This window comes from Roseovarius sp. THAF9 (genome assembly GCF_009363715.1).
In the GTDB taxonomy this organism is placed as follows: Bacteria; Pseudomonadota; Alphaproteobacteria; order Rhodobacterales; family Rhodobacteraceae; genus Roseovarius.
The window spans coordinates 3,776,058-3,796,562 of record NZ_CP045404.1 but is presented as its reverse complement, the minus strand read 5'-3'; the positions used below and the strand labels follow the sequence as shown (position 1 = coordinate 3,796,562).

Annotated in this window: 17 protein-coding genes; 11 read left to right on the top strand and 6 right to left on the bottom strand. The window is 61.8% G+C overall.

Features of this window, described 5'->3' with window-relative positions:
- Positions 1-35 precede the first annotated feature (35 nt).
- The 3 genes from FIU86_RS18615 to FIU86_RS18605 all read right to left on the bottom strand — a co-directional run bounded on the left by FIU86_RS18615 (position 36) and on the right by FIU86_RS18605 (position 3,572).
- Positions 36-926, bottom strand: coding sequence for an ABC transporter permease subunit (locus FIU86_RS18615; protein ID WP_103763638.1), 891 nt, complete (start codon positions 924-926; stop codon positions 36-38).
- Positions 923-2,413 carry an ABC transporter ATP-binding protein gene (locus FIU86_RS18610; protein ID WP_152476443.1) on the bottom strand — a complete coding sequence of 497 codons (1,491 nt, stop codon included), beginning with the start codon at positions 2,411-2,413 and terminating at the stop codon, positions 923-925. The genes FIU86_RS18615 and FIU86_RS18610 overlap by 4 nt, the downstream gene beginning before the upstream one ends.
- Positions 2,414-2,477: 64 nt before the next feature.
- On the bottom strand, positions 2,478-3,572 hold the full coding sequence (locus FIU86_RS18605) for a polyamine ABC transporter substrate-binding protein (protein ID WP_152476442.1): 1,095 nt from the start codon (positions 3,570-3,572) through the stop codon (positions 2,478-2,480).
- Positions 3,573-3,720: 148 nt separating this feature from the next.
- Between FIU86_RS18605 and FIU86_RS18600 the strand changes: the two genes are divergently transcribed.
- The 3 genes from FIU86_RS18600 (at position 3,721) to FIU86_RS18590 (ending at position 7,195) form a co-directional block, all read left to right on the top strand.
- Positions 3,721-4,416, top strand: a complete 696-nt coding sequence (locus tag FIU86_RS18600; protein WP_152476441.1) for a GntR family transcriptional regulator — start codon at positions 3,721-3,723, stop codon at positions 4,414-4,416.
- Positions 4,417-4,504: 88 nt separating this feature from the next.
- Complete coding sequence (locus tag FIU86_RS18595; protein WP_152476440.1) at positions 4,505-5,902, top strand: aspartate aminotransferase family protein; 1,398 nt, start codon at positions 4,505-4,507, stop codon at positions 5,900-5,902.
- Positions 5,903-6,007: 105 nt separating this feature from the next.
- Positions 6,008-7,195 carry a leucine-rich repeat domain-containing protein gene (locus FIU86_RS18590; RefSeq protein WP_152476439.1) on the top strand — a complete coding sequence of 396 codons (1,188 nt, stop codon included), beginning with the start codon at positions 6,008-6,010 and terminating at the stop codon, positions 7,193-7,195.
- Positions 7,196-7,351: 156 nt separating this feature from the next.
- On the opposite strand, the gene FIU86_RS18585 is transcribed toward FIU86_RS18590, so the two are convergent.
- Positions 7,352-8,533 carry a M24 family metallopeptidase gene (locus FIU86_RS18585; protein ID WP_152476438.1) on the bottom strand — a complete coding sequence of 394 codons (1,182 nt, stop codon included), beginning with the start codon at positions 8,531-8,533 and terminating at the stop codon, positions 7,352-7,354.
- Positions 8,534-8,963: 430 nt separating this feature from the next.
- Between FIU86_RS18585 and FIU86_RS18580 the strand changes: the two genes are divergently transcribed.
- From FIU86_RS18580 to FIU86_RS18565, 4 genes are all read left to right on the top strand, one after another.
- Positions 8,964-10,067 (top strand): ABC transporter ATP-binding protein, encoded by a 1,104-nt coding sequence (locus FIU86_RS18580; RefSeq protein WP_152476437.1) that lies wholly within the window; start codon positions 8,964-8,966, stop codon positions 10,065-10,067.
- A 115-nt stretch (positions 10,068-10,182) separates the two neighbouring features.
- The gene (locus FIU86_RS18575; protein WP_152476436.1) at positions 10,183-11,295 is read left to right on the top strand and encodes an extracellular solute-binding protein; all 1,113 of its coding nucleotides are present in this window, start codon (positions 10,183-10,185) and stop codon (positions 11,293-11,295) included.
- A gap of 91 nt (positions 11,296-11,386) precedes the next feature.
- Positions 11,387-13,126: an ABC transporter permease gene (locus FIU86_RS18570; protein ID WP_172977555.1), complete on the top strand. Its 1,740-nt coding sequence runs from the start codon at positions 11,387-11,389 to the stop codon at positions 13,124-13,126.
- Positions 13,127-13,129: 3 nt separating this feature from the next.
- Positions 13,130-14,359 carry an ABC transporter permease gene (locus FIU86_RS18565; RefSeq protein ID WP_152476435.1) on the top strand — a complete coding sequence of 410 codons (1,230 nt, stop codon included), beginning with the start codon at positions 13,130-13,132 and terminating at the stop codon, positions 14,357-14,359.
- A gap of 54 nt (positions 14,360-14,413) precedes the next feature.
- Here FIU86_RS18565 and FIU86_RS18560 read toward each other — a convergent pair whose 3' ends face one another.
- Both FIU86_RS18560 and FIU86_RS18555 read right to left on the bottom strand, forming a co-directional pair.
- Positions 14,414-15,802 carry a citrate lyase subunit alpha gene (locus FIU86_RS18560; protein ID WP_152476434.1) on the bottom strand — a complete coding sequence of 463 codons (1,389 nt, stop codon included), beginning with the start codon at positions 15,800-15,802 and terminating at the stop codon, positions 14,414-14,416.
- Positions 15,803-15,832: 30 nt separating this feature from the next.
- The gene (locus tag FIU86_RS18555) at positions 15,833-16,699 is read right to left on the bottom strand and encodes a branched-chain amino acid aminotransferase (protein ID WP_103763692.1); all 867 of its coding nucleotides are present in this window, start codon (positions 16,697-16,699) and stop codon (positions 15,833-15,835) included.
- A 156-nt stretch (positions 16,700-16,855) separates the two neighbouring features.
- On the opposite strand from FIU86_RS18555, the gene FIU86_RS18550 reads away from it, so the two are divergent.
- The 4 genes from FIU86_RS18550 to leuD all read left to right on the top strand — a co-directional run bounded on the left by FIU86_RS18550 (position 16,856) and on the right by leuD (position 20,381).
- Entirely contained in the window at positions 16,856-17,353 is a 498-nt protein-coding gene (locus tag FIU86_RS18550; RefSeq protein WP_152476433.1) for a MarR family winged helix-turn-helix transcriptional regulator, read from the top strand.
- Entirely contained in the window at positions 17,350-18,051 is a 702-nt protein-coding gene (locus tag FIU86_RS18545) for a response regulator (RefSeq protein ID WP_152476432.1), read from the top strand. Before FIU86_RS18550 ends, FIU86_RS18545 begins: the two co-directional genes overlap by 4 nt.
- A 321-nt stretch (positions 18,052-18,372) precedes the next feature.
- Positions 18,373-19,776 (top strand): 3-isopropylmalate dehydratase large subunit, encoded by a 1,404-nt coding sequence (leuC, locus tag FIU86_RS18535; RefSeq protein WP_152476431.1) that lies wholly within the window; start codon positions 18,373-18,375, stop codon positions 19,774-19,776.
- A complete protein-coding gene (gene leuD / locus FIU86_RS18530) occupies positions 19,776-20,381 on the top strand; it encodes a 3-isopropylmalate dehydratase small subunit (protein ID WP_152476430.1) in 606 nt (201 codons plus the stop codon). Before leuC ends, leuD begins: the two co-directional genes overlap by 1 nt.
- Positions 20,382-20,505: the final 124 nt, after the last annotated feature.

Here is a 20,505-nt window from a genome sequence, read left to right as displayed (position 1 = left end):
TTTGCCAAAACTCTTCTCAAGAGTTTTGCTGCCGCTCATCCTTCCGCCTCCCGCTGCTTTTGTTCGTTGCGCTGGAACAGCACGATCGGAATGATCAGGATCAACAGCAGGATCACCGCCACCGCGCTCGCCACCGGCCAGTCCCGGTTGTTGAAGAACTCCTCGAACAAAACCTTACCGATCATCAGCGTCTGCGACCCACCCAGCAGCGACGGGATCACGAACTCGCCCATCACCGGGATGAAGACAAGGAAGCAGCCCGCGATGATCCCGTTCTTCGACAGCGGCAACGTCACCAGCCAGAAGGCCGTCAGTCGCGAACACCCCAGATCCTCCGCCGCTTCCAGCAGGCTGTCGTCCATTCGCTCCAGCGTCGAATAGATCGGCAGGATCATGAACGGCAGATAGGTGTAGATGATCCCGATATAGACAGCGACATTGGTGTTCAGGATCATCAGCGGTTCCGAAATCAGACCCAAACCCAGCAGAAGTTGGTTCAGATACCCCTCGGTCGATAGGATGCCCATCCACGAATAGACTCGGATCAGAAAGCTGGTCCAAAAGGGTAGGATCACCAGCATCAGCAGCGTCGGTCGCCAGTGGTTCGGCGCGCGCGCCATCGCATAGGCGATCGGGTAGCCCACCAACAGCGTCAGGATGGTCGAAATCACCGCGATCTGCAGCGAGGACAGGTAGGATTTCCAGTAAAGGTCGTCCTCTGTCAGGAATACGAAATTCTCGAAATCGAGCGCGGCGAAGAACGCCTTCACGCCCTCCCAGCCTTCGGACAAGTCCAGCTGCGGCGTGTAGGGCGGGATCGACAGTTCGATATCCGAAAGGCTGATCTTCAGCACGATGGCGAATGGCACCAGGAACAGCGCCAGAAGCCACAGGTAGGGCACTATGATCAGGGCTACGCGCCTCATGATGTCAGCACCACGCCCGCCGTGCCGGTCCAGCTGACCCAGACCTCGTCTTCCCAGGTGATATCCCGGCGCGAGATGCGGCGCGTGTTGGCCAGCTGCGCCTTGATCATCGTGCCGTTTTCCAGCTCGACGTGATAGGTCGACAGATTGCCGAGATAGGCGATGTCGATCACCTTGCCCTTCAGCGCGTTGACCGCGTCGGGCTTGGTCTTGGAAATCCCGATCTTCTCGGGGCGCAGCGCCAGCTTCACTTCCGTGCCATCCTCCAGATCCGGCGCGTCGAGCGCGATCAGAGGCGGCTGCCCCTCGGCCCAGTCGATGGTGATGCCGCCTTCGGGAATTTCGGTGGTTTCGGCGGGAACAGTCTCTGTTTCCGGCACCTTGGCCTCTGTTTCGGCGTCGTTCGGCGGCGGCAGTTGCCGCACGATATCGGTGCGCGGACCGAACACCTTGGCCCAGACCTTGTCATGCAGCCACAGACCCAAGGCGTTGGGTTGCGGCCCTTGCGCGGGTTTCTCCGTTGCCGCTTTCGGCTTCCCGCGCACGACGTCATCGGACGCGACGGGCGCTTCCGGCTCTGCCGGTACGCCAATCTCGGCCACCGCCTCGGGCGTCTCGACAGTCTCTGTTTCAGGCGTTTCCGCCTCTTGCGGTGCAGGTTCGGCCTCGGATGCGTCGGCCACCACAGGCTTCGCCCCCGGCGTCCGGTTCATTGCCGTGCCGGAAAACAGCGTCACGTCGCCGATGAAATCCGCCACATAGGCCGAGATCGGCGCCTCGTAAATCTCGTCCGGCGTGGCGATCTGCACGATCCGCCCGTCATCCATCACCGCCACGCGGCTGGCCACGGTCATCGCCTCTTCCTGGTCATGGGTGACGATGACAAATGTCGTGCCGGTCTTTTCCTGGATATCCATCAGCTCAAACTGCGTGTCCTGCCGCAGCTTGGCATCCAGCGCCCCCAACGGTTCGTCCAGCAACAGAAGTTTAGGCCCTTTGGCAAGACTCCGGGCCAGCGCCACGCGCTGTCTCTGCCCGCCGGAAATCTGGTGTGGCTTGCGGCCCGCGAATTTCTCCAGCCTGGTCAGCTTCAGCATCTCGTCCACTCGCGCCGCAATCTTGTCGGCAGGCAGCTTGTCACGCTTCAAGCCAAAGGCGATGTTGTCGCTCACCGACAGGTGCGGAAACAGCGCGTAGGACTGGAACATCATGTTCACTTCGCGCTTGTTCGGCGGGATCGGCGCGATGTCGCGCCCGCCCAGCAAGATCGTGCCCTCGGTCGGCGTCTCGAACCCCGCCAGCATCCGCATCATCGTCGTCTTGCCACAGCCCGACGGGCCCAGCAGGGCAAAGAATTCCTGCGCGTAGATGTCGAATGACTGGTCGTCGATGGCGGTGAACGTGCCGAACCGCTTGGTCACGTTCTTGAACTGGATCAGCGGCTTTTCATTCGGATCGTTCCAGGGCTCGAACTTGGTTTCCGGCATACCCGTCCCCTTGAAAGGAATGGACCCGCACGGGCGTGCCGCGCGGGTCCTGTCATGTCTTGCGTCAGGTGCCGGACTTGATCTTGGTCCAAAGACGGGTGACCGTCCGCTGCACCTTCGCCGGATAGGGCTTCTTGATATAGGTGTTCTCAAGAGCGGCCTCCGACGGATAGATCGCCGGATCGTTGATCACGTCATCCTCAAGATATTCCTGCGACGCCTTGTTGCCGTTGGCGTAATAGACATAGTTCGAGGCCGCCGCCATGTTCTCGGCATCCATGATGAAGTTCAGGAACTTGTGCGCCCCCTCAGGGTTCGGCGCGTCGGCGGGGACCGCCATCATGTCGAACCACATCACCGCGCCTTCGCTCGGTGCGTTATAGGCGATGTCGACACCGTTATCCGCCTCGGCGGCACGGTCCCGCGCCTGCAGCACGTCCCCGGACCAGCCGATCGCCACGCAGATATCGCCATTGGCCAGCGCGTTGATGTATTCGCTGCTGTGGAATTTCTGTACATGCGGTCGAACGGACATCAGCAGTTCGCCGGCCTGTTCAAGGTCGTCTTCGTCATGGCTGTTCGGGTCGAGGCCCAGATACGTCAGCGCCGACGGGATCACCTCGTCCGGCGCATCGAGGAAATGCACGCCGCATTCGGCCAGCTTTTCCATGTTCTCCGGCTCGAAGATCAGCGACAGGCTGTCGATCGGGGCATCCTCGCCCAGGACTTCCTGCACCTTGCCGGTGTTCACGCCAAGGCCCGTTGTGCCCCACATGTAGTTGATCGCGTATTCGCTGATCGGAATGTCGGAATCATAGCCCTTCAGACGGTCCTTGATCACGTCCCACAGGTTGTCGGAGTTGGGCAGCTTGTCATAATCCAGCTTCTGGAACGCGCCCGCCTGGATCTGGCGCAGCAGGAAGCTGCCCGTGGGCACCACCACGTCATAGCCCGAACCGCCGGCCAGCATCTTGGTTTCCAGCACTTCGTTGCTGTCGAACACGTCATAGACCAGCTCCAGCCCGGTCTCTTCCTCGAACTGGGTCAGCAGGTCTTCGTCGATATAGTCGGACCAGTTGTAGACGCGCACTTCCTGCGCCATGGCGCTCGTCGCGCCCAGCGCCAGAACGGCGGTCATGGTCAGAAACTTCTGTGTCATTCGGTATCTCCCCTTGGTTCGGCGCTTGTCGCACCTTGGCCCGGGATTTGATCAAACAAAACCGGACATGGCAATATGGTAATGCTTTCACGCAGCCGCTAAACTCGCAAGGCGATTGCAAGGATGGCCGCGACGGAAAGCAGATCGAATGACCAGACACGCCCAGAAATTCGGCACCGACGGCGCGCCGGAAGCACGCGTTCCCGCGCATGAGTTGATCTATCGCGAATTGCGCGCGCTGGTGCTGTTTGGCGACCTGGCGCCGGGGCAGGCGGTGACGATCCAGGGCCTGACGGACCGCCTTGGCGCCGGTATGACCCCGGTGCGCGAGGCCATCCGCCGCCTGACCGCCGAAGGCGCGCTGGAGTTTCAGGGCAACCGCCGCGTGGTGGTCCCGACCCTGACCGCCGATAACATTTCCGAGCTGATCCTTGCCCGCCAGTGGCTCGATCCGCACCTTACTTTAAGGGCGACCGAACGTGCGGGGCTGGCAGATCTCGACCACCTGACCGCGATCGACAGTGACCTCGATACGGCCATCGACGGCGGCGGCCTGCGGTCCTATCTCGAACTGAACTACGCCTTCCACGCGCATATCTACAGCATCGCGGACGCCCCTATCCTGGCCGACCTGGCCGAGGGGCTGTGGCTGCGGTTCGGTCCCTCCCTGCGGGTCGTCTGCGGGCGGATGGGCACCCAGAACCTGCCGGACAAGCACAAGGACATGCTGAACGCCATGCATGCCCGCGATGCCGAAGCCGCGGCCCGCGCCATCCGCGAGGACGTGATCCAGGGAATGGAGCAGGTCCGCGTTTCGCTGGAGCAGACCGCCGGTGCATCGTGATTCGATTGACTCCGAATAATTTGATCATATTCTGGCGCAAACGGACCGGCCCGCCCTGTCCTGTCCCCCGATCATGAAAGGTACCGCCATGACCGCCATCACCAATCATATGCCCACCGCCGAGCTTCAGGCGCTGGACGCCGCGCATCACCTGCACCCCTTCACCCATGGCGACGCGCTCAACAAGAAGGGCGCGCGCGTTATCACCCGCGCCAAGGGCGTGACCCTGACCGACAGCGAAGGGCACGATTATCTCGACGCCATGGCGGGCTTGTGGTGCGTCAACATCGGCTATGGCCGCGAGGAACTGGCCGAGGCCGCCGCCCGCCAGATGAAGGAATTGCCCTACTACAACACTTTCTTCCAGACGACCCACGTGCCCGCCATCGCGCTGGCCGACAAGCTGGCGCAGCTGACGCCGCACGACCTGAACCACGTCTTCTTCGCCTCCTCCGGGTCCGAGGCGAACGACACCAATATCCGCATCGTGCGCACCTATTGGGAGCAGAAGGGCCATCCCGGGAAGAAGGCGATCATCAGCCGCAAGAACGCCTATCACGGCTCGTCCTTGGGCAGCGCCTCGCTTGGCGGGATGTCCGCGATGCACGCCCAGGGCGGTATGCCGATCCCGGACATCCATCACATCGACCAGCCCTATTGGTACGGCGAAGGAAAAGACACTGATCCAGCCGAATTCGGCCTGGAACGCGCCCGCCAGCTCGAACACAAGATCCTCGAACTGGGCGAAGACAAGGTCGCCGCCTTCATCGGCGAACCCGTGCAGGGTGCGGGCGGCGTGATCGTTCCGCCCGAAACCTACTGGCCCGAGATCCAGCGCATCTGCCGCAAGTACAACATCCTTCTGATCGCCGACGAGGTGATCTGCGGCTTCGGGCGGACCGGCAACTGGTTCGGCTCGGAAACCTTCGAGATCAAGCCCGACGTCATGACCATCGCCAAGGGCGTTAGCTCGGGCTACGCGCCCGTCGGCGGCTCACTGGTCAGCGACGAGGTGGCCGAGGTGCTGAACGGTTGCGAATTCGCGCATGGCTACACCTATTCCGGCCACCCGGTAACCTGCGCCGTCGCGCTGGAAAACCTGCGCATCCTCGACGAGGAAGGCATCGTCACCCGCGTCGGCGCCGAGACCGCGCCCTACCTGAAGGAAAAGTGGCAAACCCTGGCCGATCACCCGCTGGTGGGCGAGGCGGCGATCTGCGGCCTCATGGGCTCCATCGCGCTCAGCCCCGACAAGGCCAACCGCGCCAAGTTCGCCGCCGATGCCGGGACCGCGGGCCTGATCTGCCGCGAGCATTGCTTTGCCAACGGCCTGATCATGCGTCACGTCGGCGACCGCATGGTGATCTCGCCGCCGCTGGTCATCACCAAGTCCGAGATCGACACGCTGGTCGAACGGGCAACCATCGCCCTCGACCTCGCGCATAAGCAATTGAAAGACGAAGGGCTGATGAAAGCGGCCAGCTAGGCCGCGCCCTCGAATTTCACCAAGGACGCCCATCTTTCGTCCCAATGAAGAAAGAGACTGCCGCGCGAACCACTCGCGTGACAGTTTCATTTCAGGGGCAAAACAGTGTCTAAATACATTGCCTTTATCGGGCTGATCGTCGGGGTCATCCTTATGGTGGGCGCGGGCCTGGTGACATGGTCGCAGGCCACCGGCCCCAAGGCCGCCGCTGAACCCAGCCACGACGAAAAGCTGCTGGCCGAGATCGAGGAGATGGCGAAGCATCCGGTCGTCAAGGCGCGGCTGCCACGGACCACGGAGTTCATCCTCGAAAAAGCCCGCACCACCGTCGCCGAACAGAACGGTCCCCCGATCCCGTGTGACGCGGACGGCCTGCCCGGTATCCGTTTCGGATCGCAATGCGTGACGTCCCAATCCGAAAGCATCGTTTCGATGCGCGGGCCACAGTTTGACTGGCTGTCAGAATTTCAGGGAAACGCCAACATCCGCACGATCATGAGCATGGGGGTCGAGGCCGACGACCTGAGCCTGCTTACCGGCCTGCCGAACCTGACCCGTCTGAGCCTTTTCGGCGCGCAGGTGAACGACTCCAGCGCCCTGTCGCAATTGACCGATCTGACCGTGCTGAACATCGGGTCCAGCAACATTTCCGACATTTCCTTCGTCGCGGATATGCCCAACCTTCGCGTCTTGCAGATCTTCGCGACCGACATCTCGGACCTGTCCCAGCTTGCCGGGCATCCCGCGCTGCAGGAACTGGACATTTCCCAGACCGCCGTGACCGACCTGTCGCCCCTCGTCGACGTGTCGACATTGGTCAAACTGGTGATGGAACAGACGGAGGCGGCTGACCTGTCGCCGCTGGCAGGCTTGACGCGGTTGAACACCCTGTCGCTTCGGGACATGCCGGTGTCCGACCTGTCGCCGCTGTCGGATCTGACCGAGATGCGCTCGCTTTACCTCGGCGGCACTTCCATCAACGACATATCGCCGCTCGCCGCGATGACTCGACTTACGACTCTCGACATGGATCGAACGGCGGTGTCGGATCTCTCGCCTCTCGCCCGGATAAAGACCCTACACAGGCTCTATCTCAGCGAAACGCGGGTGAGCGACCTTGCGCCCGTGTCAGGCCTGTCCGAGCTCTCCCGCCTCGATCTCAGCGCGACGCCGGTGCGTGATTTGACCCCGATTGCGGACCTGCCCAAGCTCAGGACCTTGGAGCTCAAGGATGCGGATCGGGCCGATATCGTTCCGCTTCTGGGGCGCGAAGGGATCACGATACGGCAATAAAGGTAAACGGAAGCACAACGAGCCGTAAGTTTTGGTAACCCGCCAGGATGCCGAAAAAGACACCGTCGCCATACCACCCGGATACCGACGCAATACCGACGTGCCATTTCGGCGTCTCAGCCAGCGTTTACTGTGGTTGCCGCCGGCTGAGTCGCATCAGTCCTTGACGAACATCTGCCGGGGCATGTTGCACAGGCATTCCGCCGGTCCGTCCTCGTTGATGAGGATCGTCTCGGTCGTCTCCAGACCCCAAGTATCCATCCAGAGGGCGGGCATGAAGTGGAACACCATGCCGGGCTCCAGCACCGTCTCGTCCTCCAGCCGGATCGACGCCGTCCGCTCGCCCCAGTCGGGCGGATAACTGACGCCGACAGGGTAACCCATGCGCCCTTCGCGCTTGATCTCGTACTTGGCGAGCACGTCCAGCAGGGCCTGCGCTATATCGCAGGTGCGGTTGCCGGGCCGCGCCGCGTCCAGCCCTGCCTCGATGCCTTCCAACTGCGCTTTCTCTGCGTCGCGAATGTCCTGCGGTGGCTCGCCCCCCAAGAAGACCGTCCGGCAAAGAGGTGCGTGATAACGCCGATAACATCCTGAAAGTTCAAAGAAAGTCGCCTCGCCGGCCTGCATCGGGTTGCCGTTCCACGTCAGGTGCGCGGCCGTCGCATCAAGGCCCGAGGGCGTCAGCGGCATGATCGCCGGATAATCGCCCCAGTCGTCATCCACGCCCTCGATCCCGGCCTTCAGGATGTTCGCCACAAGGTCGTTCTTGCGCAGCCCCGGCTCAGCCATGTCGATGGCGGTGCGCATCACTTTCTCCGAGATACGGGCGGCCTTGCGGATCAACACCAGCTCCTCTTCCGATTTGACGATGCGCTGCCAGTTCACCAGCGTTGTGGCGTCGACGATCTTGGCATTCGGCATCTCGGCGCAGAGCACAGCATGGGCCTTGGCCGAGTAGTAATAGTTCTCCATTTCCACCCCGATCGTCGCGGTCTCAAGCCCGTAACGCTTGAGCACTTCTGCCAGATCTTGCATTGGATGGCGCTCGGTCGACTGCACGAAATGGTCGCCATATCCAAGGATGAAATCGTGCTCCATCCAACAGGTCCTGCGCCCCCCCAGCATGTCCATGTGGCGGCCCCACCACAGGGGTGGGCCGTCCATCGTCAGGATCGCCCCCTGGTGAACGTAGAAGGACCATCCGTCATATCCGGTAAGCCAGTTCTGGTTCGAGGGATCGGTGATGAAAACGGCATCGAGGCCGCGCTCTTCCATCGCGGCACGAGCCCGCTTCAGTCGGCGGTCGTACTCGACAGGGGTAAAGGGCAGGTCTTTCATCGTGGTGGTGCTCCTCGTCTTGGTCGGGCCGGATGGAACATCCGCAGCGTGTCGAGCCTGCATCCCAATTTAGGGGATTGCACGCGAAAAATTCGGTCGAGCGCTTTGTGCCAGACCGACGAAGCAATCTTCCGCGCGGGTGCGCCTATGGGCGTTTGCATCGGCCGAATGACGCCTCGAACCCCTGCGAAACCTGGCGTTCCAGACCCCGGCAAGCCGCGGATTTCGATGAATTTTTGAGCGTTGTTCGGCACGATACAGCGTGAAATACGGGAAAAGTGACTTTTTACTGGGCAGATGCAGGCGATTTGCCTTCAAGCGTATATCGAGCCGGATGAGTTGATGAGTCTGCTTGCATCAGCGGCGGAAACTAGCTTTATTCCACGCAAAGCGCGGGGAAACCGCGGACAAAAACGATGGGGAGACACTCTTGACCGAAGCGCAAGCGAGCGATGCGTTCGTCGCATTTGATCGCGTTCAGAAAAGCTACGACGGCGAGACGCTGGTCGTTAAGGATCTGAACCTTTCCATGCCCAAGGGCGAGTTCCTGACGATGCTGGGGCCGTCCGGGTCGGGCAAGACCACCTGCCTGATGATGCTGGCGGGGTTTGAAACCGCCACCCACGGCCGCATTCTGCTTGATGGCGTTTCCATCAACGATATCCCGCCGCACAAACGTGGCATCGGCATGGTGTTCCAGAACTACGCCCTTTTTCCGCATATGACCGTGGCCGAGAACCTGTCCTTCCCGCTGGAAGTCCGCAAGATCGGCAAGTCCGACCGCGAGGCCAAGGTCAAGCGGGCGCTGGACATGGTCCAGATGGGTGACTTTGGCGGCCGTCGCCCGGCGCAGCTTTCGGGCGGTCAGCAACAGCGGATCGCGCTGGCCCGCGCTCTGGTGTTCGAGCCCGAACTGGTGCTTATGGACGAACCGCTGGGCGCGCTCGACAAGCAGCTGCGCGAACACATGCAGTTCGAGATCACCAAGCTGGCGCATGATCTTGGTATCACCACCGTCTACGTGACGCACGACCAGACCGAGGCACTGACCATGTCGGACCGCGTTGCGGTGTTCGACGATGGCCGCATCCAGCAGCTTGCGCCGCCGGACGAGCTTTACGAAAGCCCGCAGAACAGCTTCGTTGCGCAGTTCATCGGCGAGAACAACACGCTGGAAGGTACTGTAAAGGAGATCGAGGGGGGGCTCGCGCAGGTGCAGCTGGACGATGGAGGGATCATCGATTGCAAGCCCGTCAATGTCAGCGAAGTGGGCGAGCGTACCCGCGTCTCTATCCGGCCGGAACGTGTAGAGTTCGACAAGAAACGCCTCAAGGAAGGCACTCATACGATCAAGGCCGAAGTGCTGGAATTCATCTATATGGGTGACATCTTCCGCACGCGCCTCAGCGTGGCAGGCAACGACAATTTCGTAATCAAATCGCGGAACGCGCCGGACCAGACGAAGCTTACCCCGGGTGAGACGATCGAGATCGGCTGGCTGCCCGAAGATTGCCGCGCGCTGGATGCGAACTAGGAGTTTATAGGGATTCGGGCGGGCCACCGCGCCGGCCCGGATAGAACGAGGTCCGCATGTTGTTCCCGTGACATGGGGCCCGAAAGGTAAACGGGAGTACTTTTGGGAGTATGACATGAAACTGACGAAAACACTTATGGCGACGACCGCACTGACGGTTGCTGCCGCGTCGGCTCACGCACAGGAAATGGCCGACTCGATGACCGTCGTGTCCTGGGGCGGCGCCTATCAGGCGAGCCAGCAAAAGGCGTATACCGAGCCTTACATGGAGATGAACGAAGGCCTGGAAGTCATCTGGGACGAAAGCTCGAACGAGGCCGTGGCCAAGCTGCGCGCGATGGACGAGGCCGGCAACATCACCTGGGACGTCGTCGACGTCGTGGCCGCTGACGCGCTGCGCCTGTGCGACGAAGGCCTGGCGATGGAAATCGACCCCGAAGAAGATCTGGCAGCCGCGCCTGACGGTACCTCGGCCGAGGAAGATTTCGGCGAGTTGCTGGTCGGTGACTGCTTCATCCCGCAGATCGTTTATTCGACCACCTTCGGCTATCGCACCGACATGGTGCCGGAAGGCGCGGAAGCGCCCAACGACATCTGCGACGTGTTCGATCTGGAAACCTATCCGGGCAAGCGCGCGCTGGAAAAGCGCCCGATCAACAACGTCGAATGGGCGCTGCTGTGTGACGGCGTGCCGAAGGAAGAAGTCTATGATGTTCTGGCCACCGACGAAGGTCAGCAACAGGCGCTGGACAAGCTGGCAACCATCAAGGACGACGTGATCTGGTGGTCTGCCGGTGCCGACACGCCGCAGCTTCTGGCCGATGGCGAGGTCTTCATGGGCTCGACCTATAACGGTCGTCTGTTTGCCGCGATCGAAGAACAGGATCAGCCGATCGGCATGATGTGGGACGCGCAGGTGTTCGACCTTGACGGCTGGATCATCCCCGAGGGCCTGCCCGAAGATCGCCTGGCACGCGCCAAGGACTTCATCATGTTCGCGACCGACACGCAGCGTCTGGCCGACCAGGCCAAGTACATTTCATACGGTCCGGCACGTGCCTCTTCGGCACCGCTGGTGGGTCAGCACGCAGAGCTGGGCATCGACATGGCCCCGCACATGCCGACCGACCCGGATAACGCCAAGAACACGTTCCTCTACAACTACGAGTTCTGGGCTGACTACCGCGACGACATCGACGCCAAATTCCAGGCGTGGCTGGCGCAATAAGCGTTTCGCCTGAAGATATTTGGAGGGGCCGTGCGCGGCCCTTCCACACCGATAAGAAAAATCAAATCAACAAACTGCCGACGGGGACTTTATGAGCGATGTGACTGACGCCACGACCGGCAAGGCGGCGCCCACGCCCGATGATGGGCTGCGCATTGCGGACAGCAACGAGGGCGGCCCGGTTCTGGCCGCAGACGGCACACCGCTCAAGAAAAGCCTTTCGCGCACCTTGCGCCGCCAGAAGATGCGGGCGCTGTTGCTGATCGCGCCGCTGCTTATCTTCGTTCTGGTCACCTTTATCGTTCCCATCGTCTCGATGCTGCTGCGGTCGGTCGACAACACGATCGTCCCGAACACCCTGCCACAAACGGTCAGCGCAATTTCCGAATGGGACCCGACCGCGAGTGACCTGCCGGACGAGCCCGTCTACGAGGCGCTGTACTATGACCTGTTCCTCGCTTCCGAGGCAAAGGAGCATACCAAGCTTGGCACGCGCCTGAACTACGAACAGACCGGCCTGTCCTCGCAGTTCCGCTCCGTTGGGCGCGACTTGGATGAGATCGGCGAAGACCAGATCGACGCGCTTGAGGATCTGGCCGAGGACATCTGGGACAACGAGGCGTTCTGGTTTGACCTGATGCGCGGCGGTGAGAATGCCGAGAACACCGATCAGGACGTGCTGGACCGTGCCCAGACCCGGCTGCGAGCCCTGACAGGCGATGCGTTCACGGGCGGAACCGGCTTCCTGCCTGGAGCGGAGATTTCCGCACTGCTGCCGCGTACGGCCTACGAATACGCCAGTTTCGCGGTCTTTACGGCCACCGCCGAAGAAGACGTGGTTGCCGAGGAAGAGCCGTGGGAATCGGTCAAGATCGCCCTGATCGAAGAACTGCAGGCTGGCGCCGATGTGGCGTCCTACACCGGGTTCGGCGCGGAACAGCTTTTGGCTGCGCAAGAGATGCTGGCCGATCAGCCGGAACAGAACTTCAAGGAATCGTTCCTCGAGATCGACGAGGGCTGGGGCAACCCGCAGACATGGAAAACACTCAACGTTTACAAGTCGCCCTATACAACGGGCTACTTCCTGAACGCCGCGGACTACCAACTGGGCTTCGACGGGGTCGAGGCGCGGCCCGAGAACCAGCAGATTTACATCAAGCTGTTCATGCGCACGCTTTACATGTCGTTGGTCATCACCGGCAGCTGCATCCTGCTGGGCTATCCGGTGGCGTGGATCCTCGCTAACCTGCCGCTGCGCACTGCGAACGTGCTGATGATCCTCGTGCTGCTGCCGTTCTGGACCTCGCTTCTGGTGCGGACCTCCGCGTGGAAGGTGCTGTTGCAGCAGCAGGGGGTGATCAACGAGATCCTTGTCTGGCTGGGCTTCGTGGATGACGCGAACCGATTGATACTGATGAACAACGCGACGGGTACGATCATCGCCATGACGCATATCCTTTTGCCGTTCATGATACTGCCGCTCTACTCGGTGATGAAGACGATCCCGCCGTCATATCTGCGCGCCGCCAAGTCGCTCGGGGCGACCAACGTCACGGCCTTCTGGCGGGTCTACTTCCCGCAATCGGTGCCGGGCATCGGCGCGGGCTCGATCCTCGTGTTCATCCTGTCGATCGGGTACTACATCACTCCCGAGATCGTGGGCGGTACCGACGGTGTCTTCATCTCGAACCGGATCGCCTATCACATTTCCAGCTCGCTGAACTGGGGTCTGGCGGCCGCGCTGGGGACGATCCTGCTGGTCGTCGTTCTGGTGCTTTACTGGTGCTACGACAGGATCGTGGGCATCGATAACGTCAAGTTGGGGGGCTAGGTCATGACCGATCAAGACGACGGCTACACAGTCACCATTCCGCGCCCGCCGCTGACCGGATTCACGCTGCCGCTGACGGCGGTTCTGGGCGCCATGTTCGGCTTTGTCGCGGGCAACGTCTATGGCCAGCCCTGGCTTGGTGCGCTTGTCGGCGCGGTGATCGGGGCCGGCATCGCGGCACTGGCGCATCAGATGTCAGGCCAGCGCACGCAGACCCGGTGGGGCATCATCGCAGCTTTTGCCGTTGCGGGCTTTTTTGCTGGTGGCTTGGGCGCGGCGATCTCCGGTGTCATCATCGGCGCGGTGCTCAGCTGGTTCGCCTACTGGCTCGACACCGGCGATTACCGCAAGAACGTGCCCATTTACTACACCCCAGGGCAGGTGCTTTGGCACAACACGTTCCTCTTCATCTGCGGCTTCGTATTCTTCTTCCTCATAGCGCCGCTCATTCCGGTGATGTGGCTCAGCTTCAATGCCGAGAACTTTTTTACCTTCACGCCTGAAATGCTGAACTTCCAGGCCGAGGGCTATTCGCTGAAGCACTACCGCGATTTCCTGGGCACGGACGAGTGGATGACGCCGCTGAAGAACTCGCTGATCATCGCGCCTTTCGCCACGTTCATCTCGGTCAGCCTCGGTACACTGGCGGCCATCGGCCTGTCACAAAGCCACGTTCCGGGGCGGCAGGCGATCATGGCAATCCTGATCTCGCCGATGATCGTGCCGCTGATCATCTCGGCCACCGGTATGTTCTTCTTCTATGCACCTCTGGGCAATTGGCTGGAAGCGAACCTTGGCCTCGACCAGGCATTCGTGGGTTACGTGAAGGTGATCCTGGCGCACGCCGCGCTGGGCGTGCCGTTCGTGATCATCACGGTGACGGCAACGCTGGTGGGATTTGACCGCTCGTTGACGCGGGCCTCGGCCAACATGGGGGCGAACCCGGTGACGACGTTCTTCCGGGTTCAAATGCCGCTCATCTTGCCGGGCGTGATCTCTGGCGGGCTCTTTGCCTTCATCACCTCCTTTGACGAGGTGGTCGTGGTGCTGTTCGTCGGCTCGGCGCAGCAGCAGACGCTGCCGTGGCAGATGTTTACCGGCCTGCGCGAGCAAATCTCGCCCACCATTCTTGCGGCGGCCACGATCCTTGTGACGATCTCGATCCTGCTGCTGACGACGGTGGAGCTGTTGCGCCGCCGGTCCGAGCGTCTGCGCGGGCTGAGTCCGGGTTGAACCTGTCGATAGCATTAGGGAAAGCCGGGCCAGGTTGCCCGGCTTTTCTTTTGCTCAAGGTACGAGCGCGCGCACATGGTCGATCGCCGTACCGTCCGGCGCTTCGCATTCAGCAATCACGCGTTCAGCGAATCTCGGCGTCGCACGTTGAGTGGCCTGCGCTTCGGCCTTGCGGCGCAGGTCGTCTAGCGACGACAGCGGCAACCCGGCGCTCTTGGCGGCCCGCGCCAGCTCTGGGGCGGCGGGGGAGATGGCGATGCCTTCTTCCGTGACCACGGCGCCGATGTTGTCGCCCGGCGTGGTGAGACAGGTCAGGCGTTCGACCAGCTTGGGAAATCCGCCGGCGCAAAGCGGGGTTGTCACGATGGCCAGCGTCGCGCCAGCAGCGGTGTCGGCATGGCCGCCCGATCCGCCGATGATCCGCCCGTCGCTGGCACAGGTCACGTTGACATTGAAATTCATGTCGACCTCTGCCGCGCCGAGGATCATCACGTCAAGCCGGGAGGCCGCGCTGTCAGGATTGGCAGGGCTCGCGTAGTCCCACGCGGACATCGCGTGATGTGCGGTATCATTGGCATAAGAGGTCACGGCGGCTCCGTCGAAGGCCTGCACGTCGAGCAGGCGGCGGAAGAGACCGGAGTGCAGCATTTGCACTAATGGTCCGGTGATACCGCCCGCCGCGAAATCGCCCACCACGCCGCGTTCGGCCATGACGGGCGCCAGACTGCGGGCGACGGCAAGAGATGTCGCGCCAGCGCCGGTCTGGAAGCTGAACCCATCTTTCAGAAGGCCGCTGCACGCGATGAGCCGGGCGGTCAGGTCGGCGATGGCCTGTCCCTTGGCGGATGGCGCGCGGGCGGTCGTACCAGAGGCCACCTGCTGCGCGTCTCCGATGCTGTCCACGGTGACCACGAGATCGACCTGCTCTGTCGAGATGCAGACACGCGGCAGGTCATAGACGTAATGATCGGTGACCGCGGTGACAAAGCGGGCATGGGCGGCATCGACCATGGCGTATCCCAGCGGGCCGCACGCGTTCGGGCCCGCAGCGCCGCCAAGGTTCCGTTTGGTGTCCACCGCCGGTGTGGCGATGAACGCCGCGTCGATCTGCAGTCGGCCCGAGGCGATGGCCTCGGCCCGCCCGCCATGGGTTTGCAGACGGACCGGATGAGGCAGAAGACCGCGCTGCACCGCCTCGGCGAGAGGCCCGTTCAAGTAGGATGTGGTGATCCGGGTTACGGTGCCGTCTTTCACGAAAGGGATCAGGGCCGCATGGCAGGGAAAGAGGGATGAAGGCGCGATGTGCAGGTTGCGCAGGCCCTCTTCGGCGCAGATCTGCAAGACCTCGCGCATCAGATCGTCGCCGTTCCGAAGATGATGGTGAAACGACAGTGTCGCACCGTCCCGCAGGCCGGCAGCCTCGATCGCGGTGCGTACACTCATTTGCTGGCGCGGCAGGCGAAAGCCATGGCCTTACGCCCGCACCAGCTTCTCGTAGCTTTCCGCGATGTCGCGGGTCAGCGCGCCGACCTCGAAATTGTAGTCGCCGATCTGGCCCACGGGCGTCACCTCGGCGGCGGTGCCGGTCAGCCAGCACTGCTCGAAGCCTTCCAGTTCCTCGGGCATGATGTGCCGCTCGTGCACCTTGACCTGACGGTCCTTCAGCATCCCGATGACCGTCTGGCGCGTGATCCCGTTAAGGAAGCAGTCGGGATCGGGCGTGTGCACTTCACCATCTTTGACGAAGAACATGTTGGCGCCCGTCGCCTCGGCCACGTAGCCGCGATAGTCGAACATCATGGCGTCGGAACAGCCTTTCGCTTCGGCGGCGTGCTTTGACAGGGTGCAGATCATGTACAGACCGGCCGCCTTGGCGTGGCTGGGGATGGTTTCCGGGCTGGGCCGCTTCCATTTGGAGATGTCGAGCTTGGCACCCTTCATCTTGGCGTCGCCGTAATAGGCGCCCCATTCCCAGGCGGCGATGGCCAGGCGGACGGGGTTGCGGGCCGATGCGACACCCATATCCTCGCCGGCGCCGCGCCATGCGACCGCGCGGACATAGGCGTTCTCGAACCCGTTGGCTTGCAGCACTTCCATCTTGGCGGCCTCGATCTCGTCCACGGTGTAGGGGATCTCGAAATCCAGTTGCCCGGCGGAATAATGCAGACGCTCCGAGTGCTTGCGGCTCTCGAAGATCTTGCCATTGTAGCACCGCTCACCCTCGAATACGGAGCTGGCGTAGTGCAGGCCGTGGGTCAGGATATGCACGTTCGCGTCCCGCCATTCGACCAGTTTGCCATCCATCCAGATCTTGCCGTCGCGATCGTCATACGCTGCCATTTTCGCCTCCTCAGCCCAGACTCTTTTCATTTGTTGCGCCAGAAACGTCCGAAGTGGACATAAAATTGCGCAGAAACTGCGATTCGCTACCAGTTTGATCTTGGAATGTCAACAAGGCTGACGTATCTTGGCACCCAAGGCGACTGGAGGACGATCATGGCCGAGATGCATAGCGGCGAAAACCTGCTGTTTCTGACGGATGAACAGCTGCGCCAGGGGATCGAGGCAATGTTCTTTGCCTATCGCGGGTTCACCGCGGACCCGGACCGTATTCTTGCCACGATGGCCTATGGCCGGGCACATCACCGGGCGCTGCACTTCATCGCGCGCCGTCCCGGCACGACCGTGAACAACCTTTTGGGGATACTGGGCGTCACGAAGCAATCCTTGAACCGGGTGCTGCGGACGTTGATCGAGGATGGTCTTGTCGAAAGCCAGCAAGGCAAGACGGACCGCCGGGAACGGCACCTGACCCTCACGGACAAGGGGCGCGGATTGGAACAGACGTTGTCGGATGCGCAAAGGGCCCGGATGCGGGCGGCCTATCGCAAGGCCGGCCCCGAGGCCGTGGCGGGATTCCGGCAGGTACTGGAAGCAATGATGGACCCGGATATGCGGCGGAAGTACCATGCGATCCGGGAGGCAGATACATGAACGATCCGGCGCCGCACCTTCTGATCGTCGATGACGACGAGCGCATCCGCGATCTTCTACGCAAGTTCCTTGCACGCAATGGCTTTCTGGTCTCGGTCGCCCGGGACGCAAGCCATGCGCGCCGCGTGTTGTCGGGGCTGGAGTTCGACCTGATTGTCATGGACGTGATGATGCCGGGCGAAGATGGCGTGACGCTGACGCGGGCGCTGCGCGAGACGATAGAGACGCCCATCCTTTTGCTGACCGCCAAGGGTGAGACCGAAGAGCGCATCACAGGGCTGGAGGCCGGAGCGGACGACTATCTTGCCAAGCCGTTCGAGCCCAAGGAATTGCTGTTGCGGATCAACGCGATCTTGCGCCGGATGCCTGAACCTCTGCCGGAACATACCGCGCCGAAGGTGCTGAGCATGGGCCCGGTGCGTTTCGATATCGAACGGTCGGAATTGATGCGCGGTGAAGACCTGGTTCGGCTGACGGCAACCGAGGTGCAACTGATGCGCATCTTCGCCGAGAACCTGCGCGAGCCGGTCAGCCGCACCAAGCTGGTCGAGGATCTGGGACGCGACAAGGGGCAGGCCCAGGAACGCGCGGTGGATGTTCAGATCACCCGGTTGCGGCGCAAGATCGAGACCGACCCAAAACAGCCGCGCTATCTGCAGACGGTGCGTGGAGAAGGATACATGCTTGCCCCAGACTGAGGCGTGATCCGAAGGAGCGGCTGCGCCGCGCAGGTTTGGTGAATTGGGGGCCAGCCCCCAGGGTTGAAGCGCAGCTTCAACCGAACCCTCGGGATATTTACCGCCAGCGGAAGGGGTGTTTCTGTCCGCTGTTTCGTTGTGCCCTTGATAGACTCGGAGCAGGGTTGTATCTGACATTCATGATACGGGTTTTCGACATGGACGATCGTGCACGCCTGCCCTGGCGTTTTTTCGGTGCGGCCTGCACGGTTCTGGCGCGCCTATAAGGCGGTGCCGATACCTGCCATTTTGAGATTTCACTGACACGACGGGAGAGGACCAATGTCCCCCAAGACACTCTATGACAAGATCTGGGATGCCCACTTGGCACATGAGGCCGAGGATGGCACCAGCCTGCTTTATATCGACCGGCACCTGGTACACGAGGTGACCAGTCCGCAGGCGTTTGAAGGGCTGCGCATGGCGAACCGCAAGGTACGTGCGCCGGACAAAACAATCGCAGTGCCGGACCACAACGTGCCGACCACCGAGGGCCGCGACAATCCCGAGGCCATGCCGGAGGACAGCCGCATCCAGGTGGCCGCGCTCGACCAGAACGCCAAGGATTTCGGCATTCATTATTACCCGGTCAGCGATGTGCGGCAGGGAATCGTTCATATCGTCGGCCCGGAACAGGGCTGGACCTTGCCGGGCATGACCGTGGTGTGCGGCGACAGCCACACGGCGACACATGGCGCGTTCGGTGCGCTGGCCCACGGGATCGGAACATCGGAGGTCGAGCACGTGCTGGCGACCCAGACCCTGATCCAGACGAAGTCGAAGAACATGAAGGTCGAGATCACGGGCAAGTTGCCGGCAGGTGTGACCGCAAAGGACATTACGCTGTCGGTGATCGGCCTGACCGGAACGGCGGGTGGCACAGGCTACGTGATCGAATATTGCGGGGAAGCAATTCGAGACCTCTCCATGGAAGGCCGCATGACCGTCTGCAACATGGCGATCGAAGGCGGCGCCCGCGCTGGCCTTATCGCGCCGGACGAAAAGACCTTTGAATACATCAAGGGCCGTCCTCACGCGCCGAAAGGCGCCCAGTGGGAGGCGGCGCTGGCGTGGTGGAAGACCTTGTATTCCGATGATGACGCGCATTGGGACAAGGTGATCACCATCAAGGGCGAGGATATCGCGCCGGTCGTGACTTGGGGCACCAGCCCCGAAGACGTTCTGCCGATCGACGCCGAGGTACCCACGCCCGAAAGCTTCAGCGGCGGCAAGACCGAGGCGGCGAAGCGCGCGCTGGAATACATGGGGCTGACAGCCGGTCAGAAACTGAAGGATATCGAGATCGACACGGTCTTTATCGGCTCCTGCACCAATGGTCGGATCGAAGACCTGCGGGCCGCCGCTGAAATCCTGAAAGGCAAGAAGATCAAAGTGAAGCGGGCGATGGTCGTGCCGGGCTCGGGCCTTGTACGGGCGCAGGCCGAGGAGGAAGGTCTTGCCGAGATCTTTACCGACGCGGGCTTTGAATGGCGGCTTGCGGGCTGCTCCATGTGCCTGGCGATGAACCCCGACCAGTTGCAGCCCGGTGAACGGTGCGCCGCGACGTCGAACCGTAACTTCGAGGGCCGGCAGGGCCGCGGCGGGCGCACGCACCTGATGAGCCCCGCGATGGCCGCGGCGGCGGCGGTGACCGGCAAGCTGACCGACATCCGGGAGATGAACTGATGGAAAAATTCGTGAAACTGACCGGTGTCGCGGCGCCGATGCCGCTGGTCAACATCGACACCGACATGATCATCCCCAAACAGTTCCTGAAGACGATCAAGCGGTCTGGGCTGGGTGTGAACTTGTTTGACGAGATGCGCTATGACGACAATGGCGAAGAGATCCCGGGTTTTGTTCTGAACCAGCCCGCCTATCGCGAGGCCAAGATCATCGTGGCCGGGGATAATTTCGGCTGTGGCTCGAGCCGGGAGCACGCGCCGTGGGCGCTGCTCGATTTCGGTATTCGCTGCGTGATCTCCACCAGCTTCGCCGACATCTTCTACAACAACTGCTTCAAGAACGGCATCCTGCCCATCGTTCTGCCGCAGGAAGAGGTGAACAAGCTGATGGATGACGCGGAGCGTGGGTCGAACGCGGTGCTGACCGTGGACCTGGAAAACCAGGAGATTACTGGCCCGGATGGTGGCACGATCGGGTTCGAGGTCGACCCCTGGCGCAAGCACTGCCTGTTGAACGGGCTCGATGACATCGGTCTGACGATGGAAAAGGCCGCATCAATCGACGCGTTCGAGTCGAAGGCCGCGACGGAACGCCCCTGGGTCTGATCCTGAAATGACAGCAGTGCGCCGGCGGCATAGTGTGGCCGGCGTAATCATGAGCTTAAAACATTAATCAAAAGCACAACTTATATTAATCAATTATTGTGGGGGTTTAGCCTGGAGCCCCTAC

Bases quoted from the DNA above. Each gene is read 5' to 3' on its own strand.
- FIU86_RS18550 (WP_152476433.1), top strand. From the start codon at position 16,856: ATGGCCGAGATGCATAGCGGCGAAAACCTGCTGTTTCTGACGGATGAA.
- FIU86_RS18615 (WP_103763638.1), bottom strand. From the start codon at position 926: ATGAGGCGCGTAGCCCTGATCATAGTGCCCTACCTGTGGCTTCTGGCG.
- FIU86_RS18605 (WP_152476442.1), bottom strand. From the start codon at position 3,572: ATGACACAGAAGTTTCTGACCATGACCGCCGTTCTGGCGCTGGGCGCG.
- FIU86_RS18560 (WP_152476434.1), bottom strand. From the start codon at position 15,802: ATGAGTGTACGCACCGCGATCGAGGCTGCCGGCCTGCGGGACGGTGCG.
- leuC (WP_152476431.1), top strand. From the start codon at position 18,373: ATGTCCCCCAAGACACTCTATGACAAGATCTGGGATGCCCACTTGGCA.
- FIU86_RS18570 (WP_172977555.1), top strand. From the start codon at position 11,387: ATGAGCGATGTGACTGACGCCACGACCGGCAAGGCGGCGCCCACGCCC.
- FIU86_RS18585 (WP_152476438.1), bottom strand. From the start codon at position 8,533: ATGAAAGACCTGCCCTTTACCCCTGTCGAGTACGACCGCCGACTGAAG.
- FIU86_RS18575 (WP_152476436.1), top strand. From the start codon at position 10,183: ATGAAACTGACGAAAACACTTATGGCGACGACCGCACTGACGGTTGCT.
- FIU86_RS18545 (WP_152476432.1), top strand. From the start codon at position 17,350: ATGAACGATCCGGCGCCGCACCTTCTGATCGTCGATGACGACGAGCGC.
- FIU86_RS18595 (WP_152476440.1), top strand. From the start codon at position 4,505: ATGACCGCCATCACCAATCATATGCCCACCGCCGAGCTTCAGGCGCTG.
- FIU86_RS18600 (WP_152476441.1), top strand. From the start codon at position 3,721: ATGACCAGACACGCCCAGAAATTCGGCACCGACGGCGCGCCGGAAGCA.
- FIU86_RS18565 (WP_152476435.1), top strand. From the start codon at position 13,130: ATGACCGATCAAGACGACGGCTACACAGTCACCATTCCGCGCCCGCCG.
- FIU86_RS18555 (WP_103763692.1), bottom strand. From the start codon at position 16,699: ATGGCAGCGTATGACGATCGCGACGGCAAGATCTGGATGGATGGCAAA.
- leuD (WP_152476430.1), top strand. From the start codon at position 19,776: ATGGAAAAATTCGTGAAACTGACCGGTGTCGCGGCGCCGATGCCGCTG.
- FIU86_RS18610 (WP_152476443.1), bottom strand. From the start codon at position 2,413: ATGCCGGAAACCAAGTTCGAGCCCTGGAACGATCCGAATGAAAAGCCG.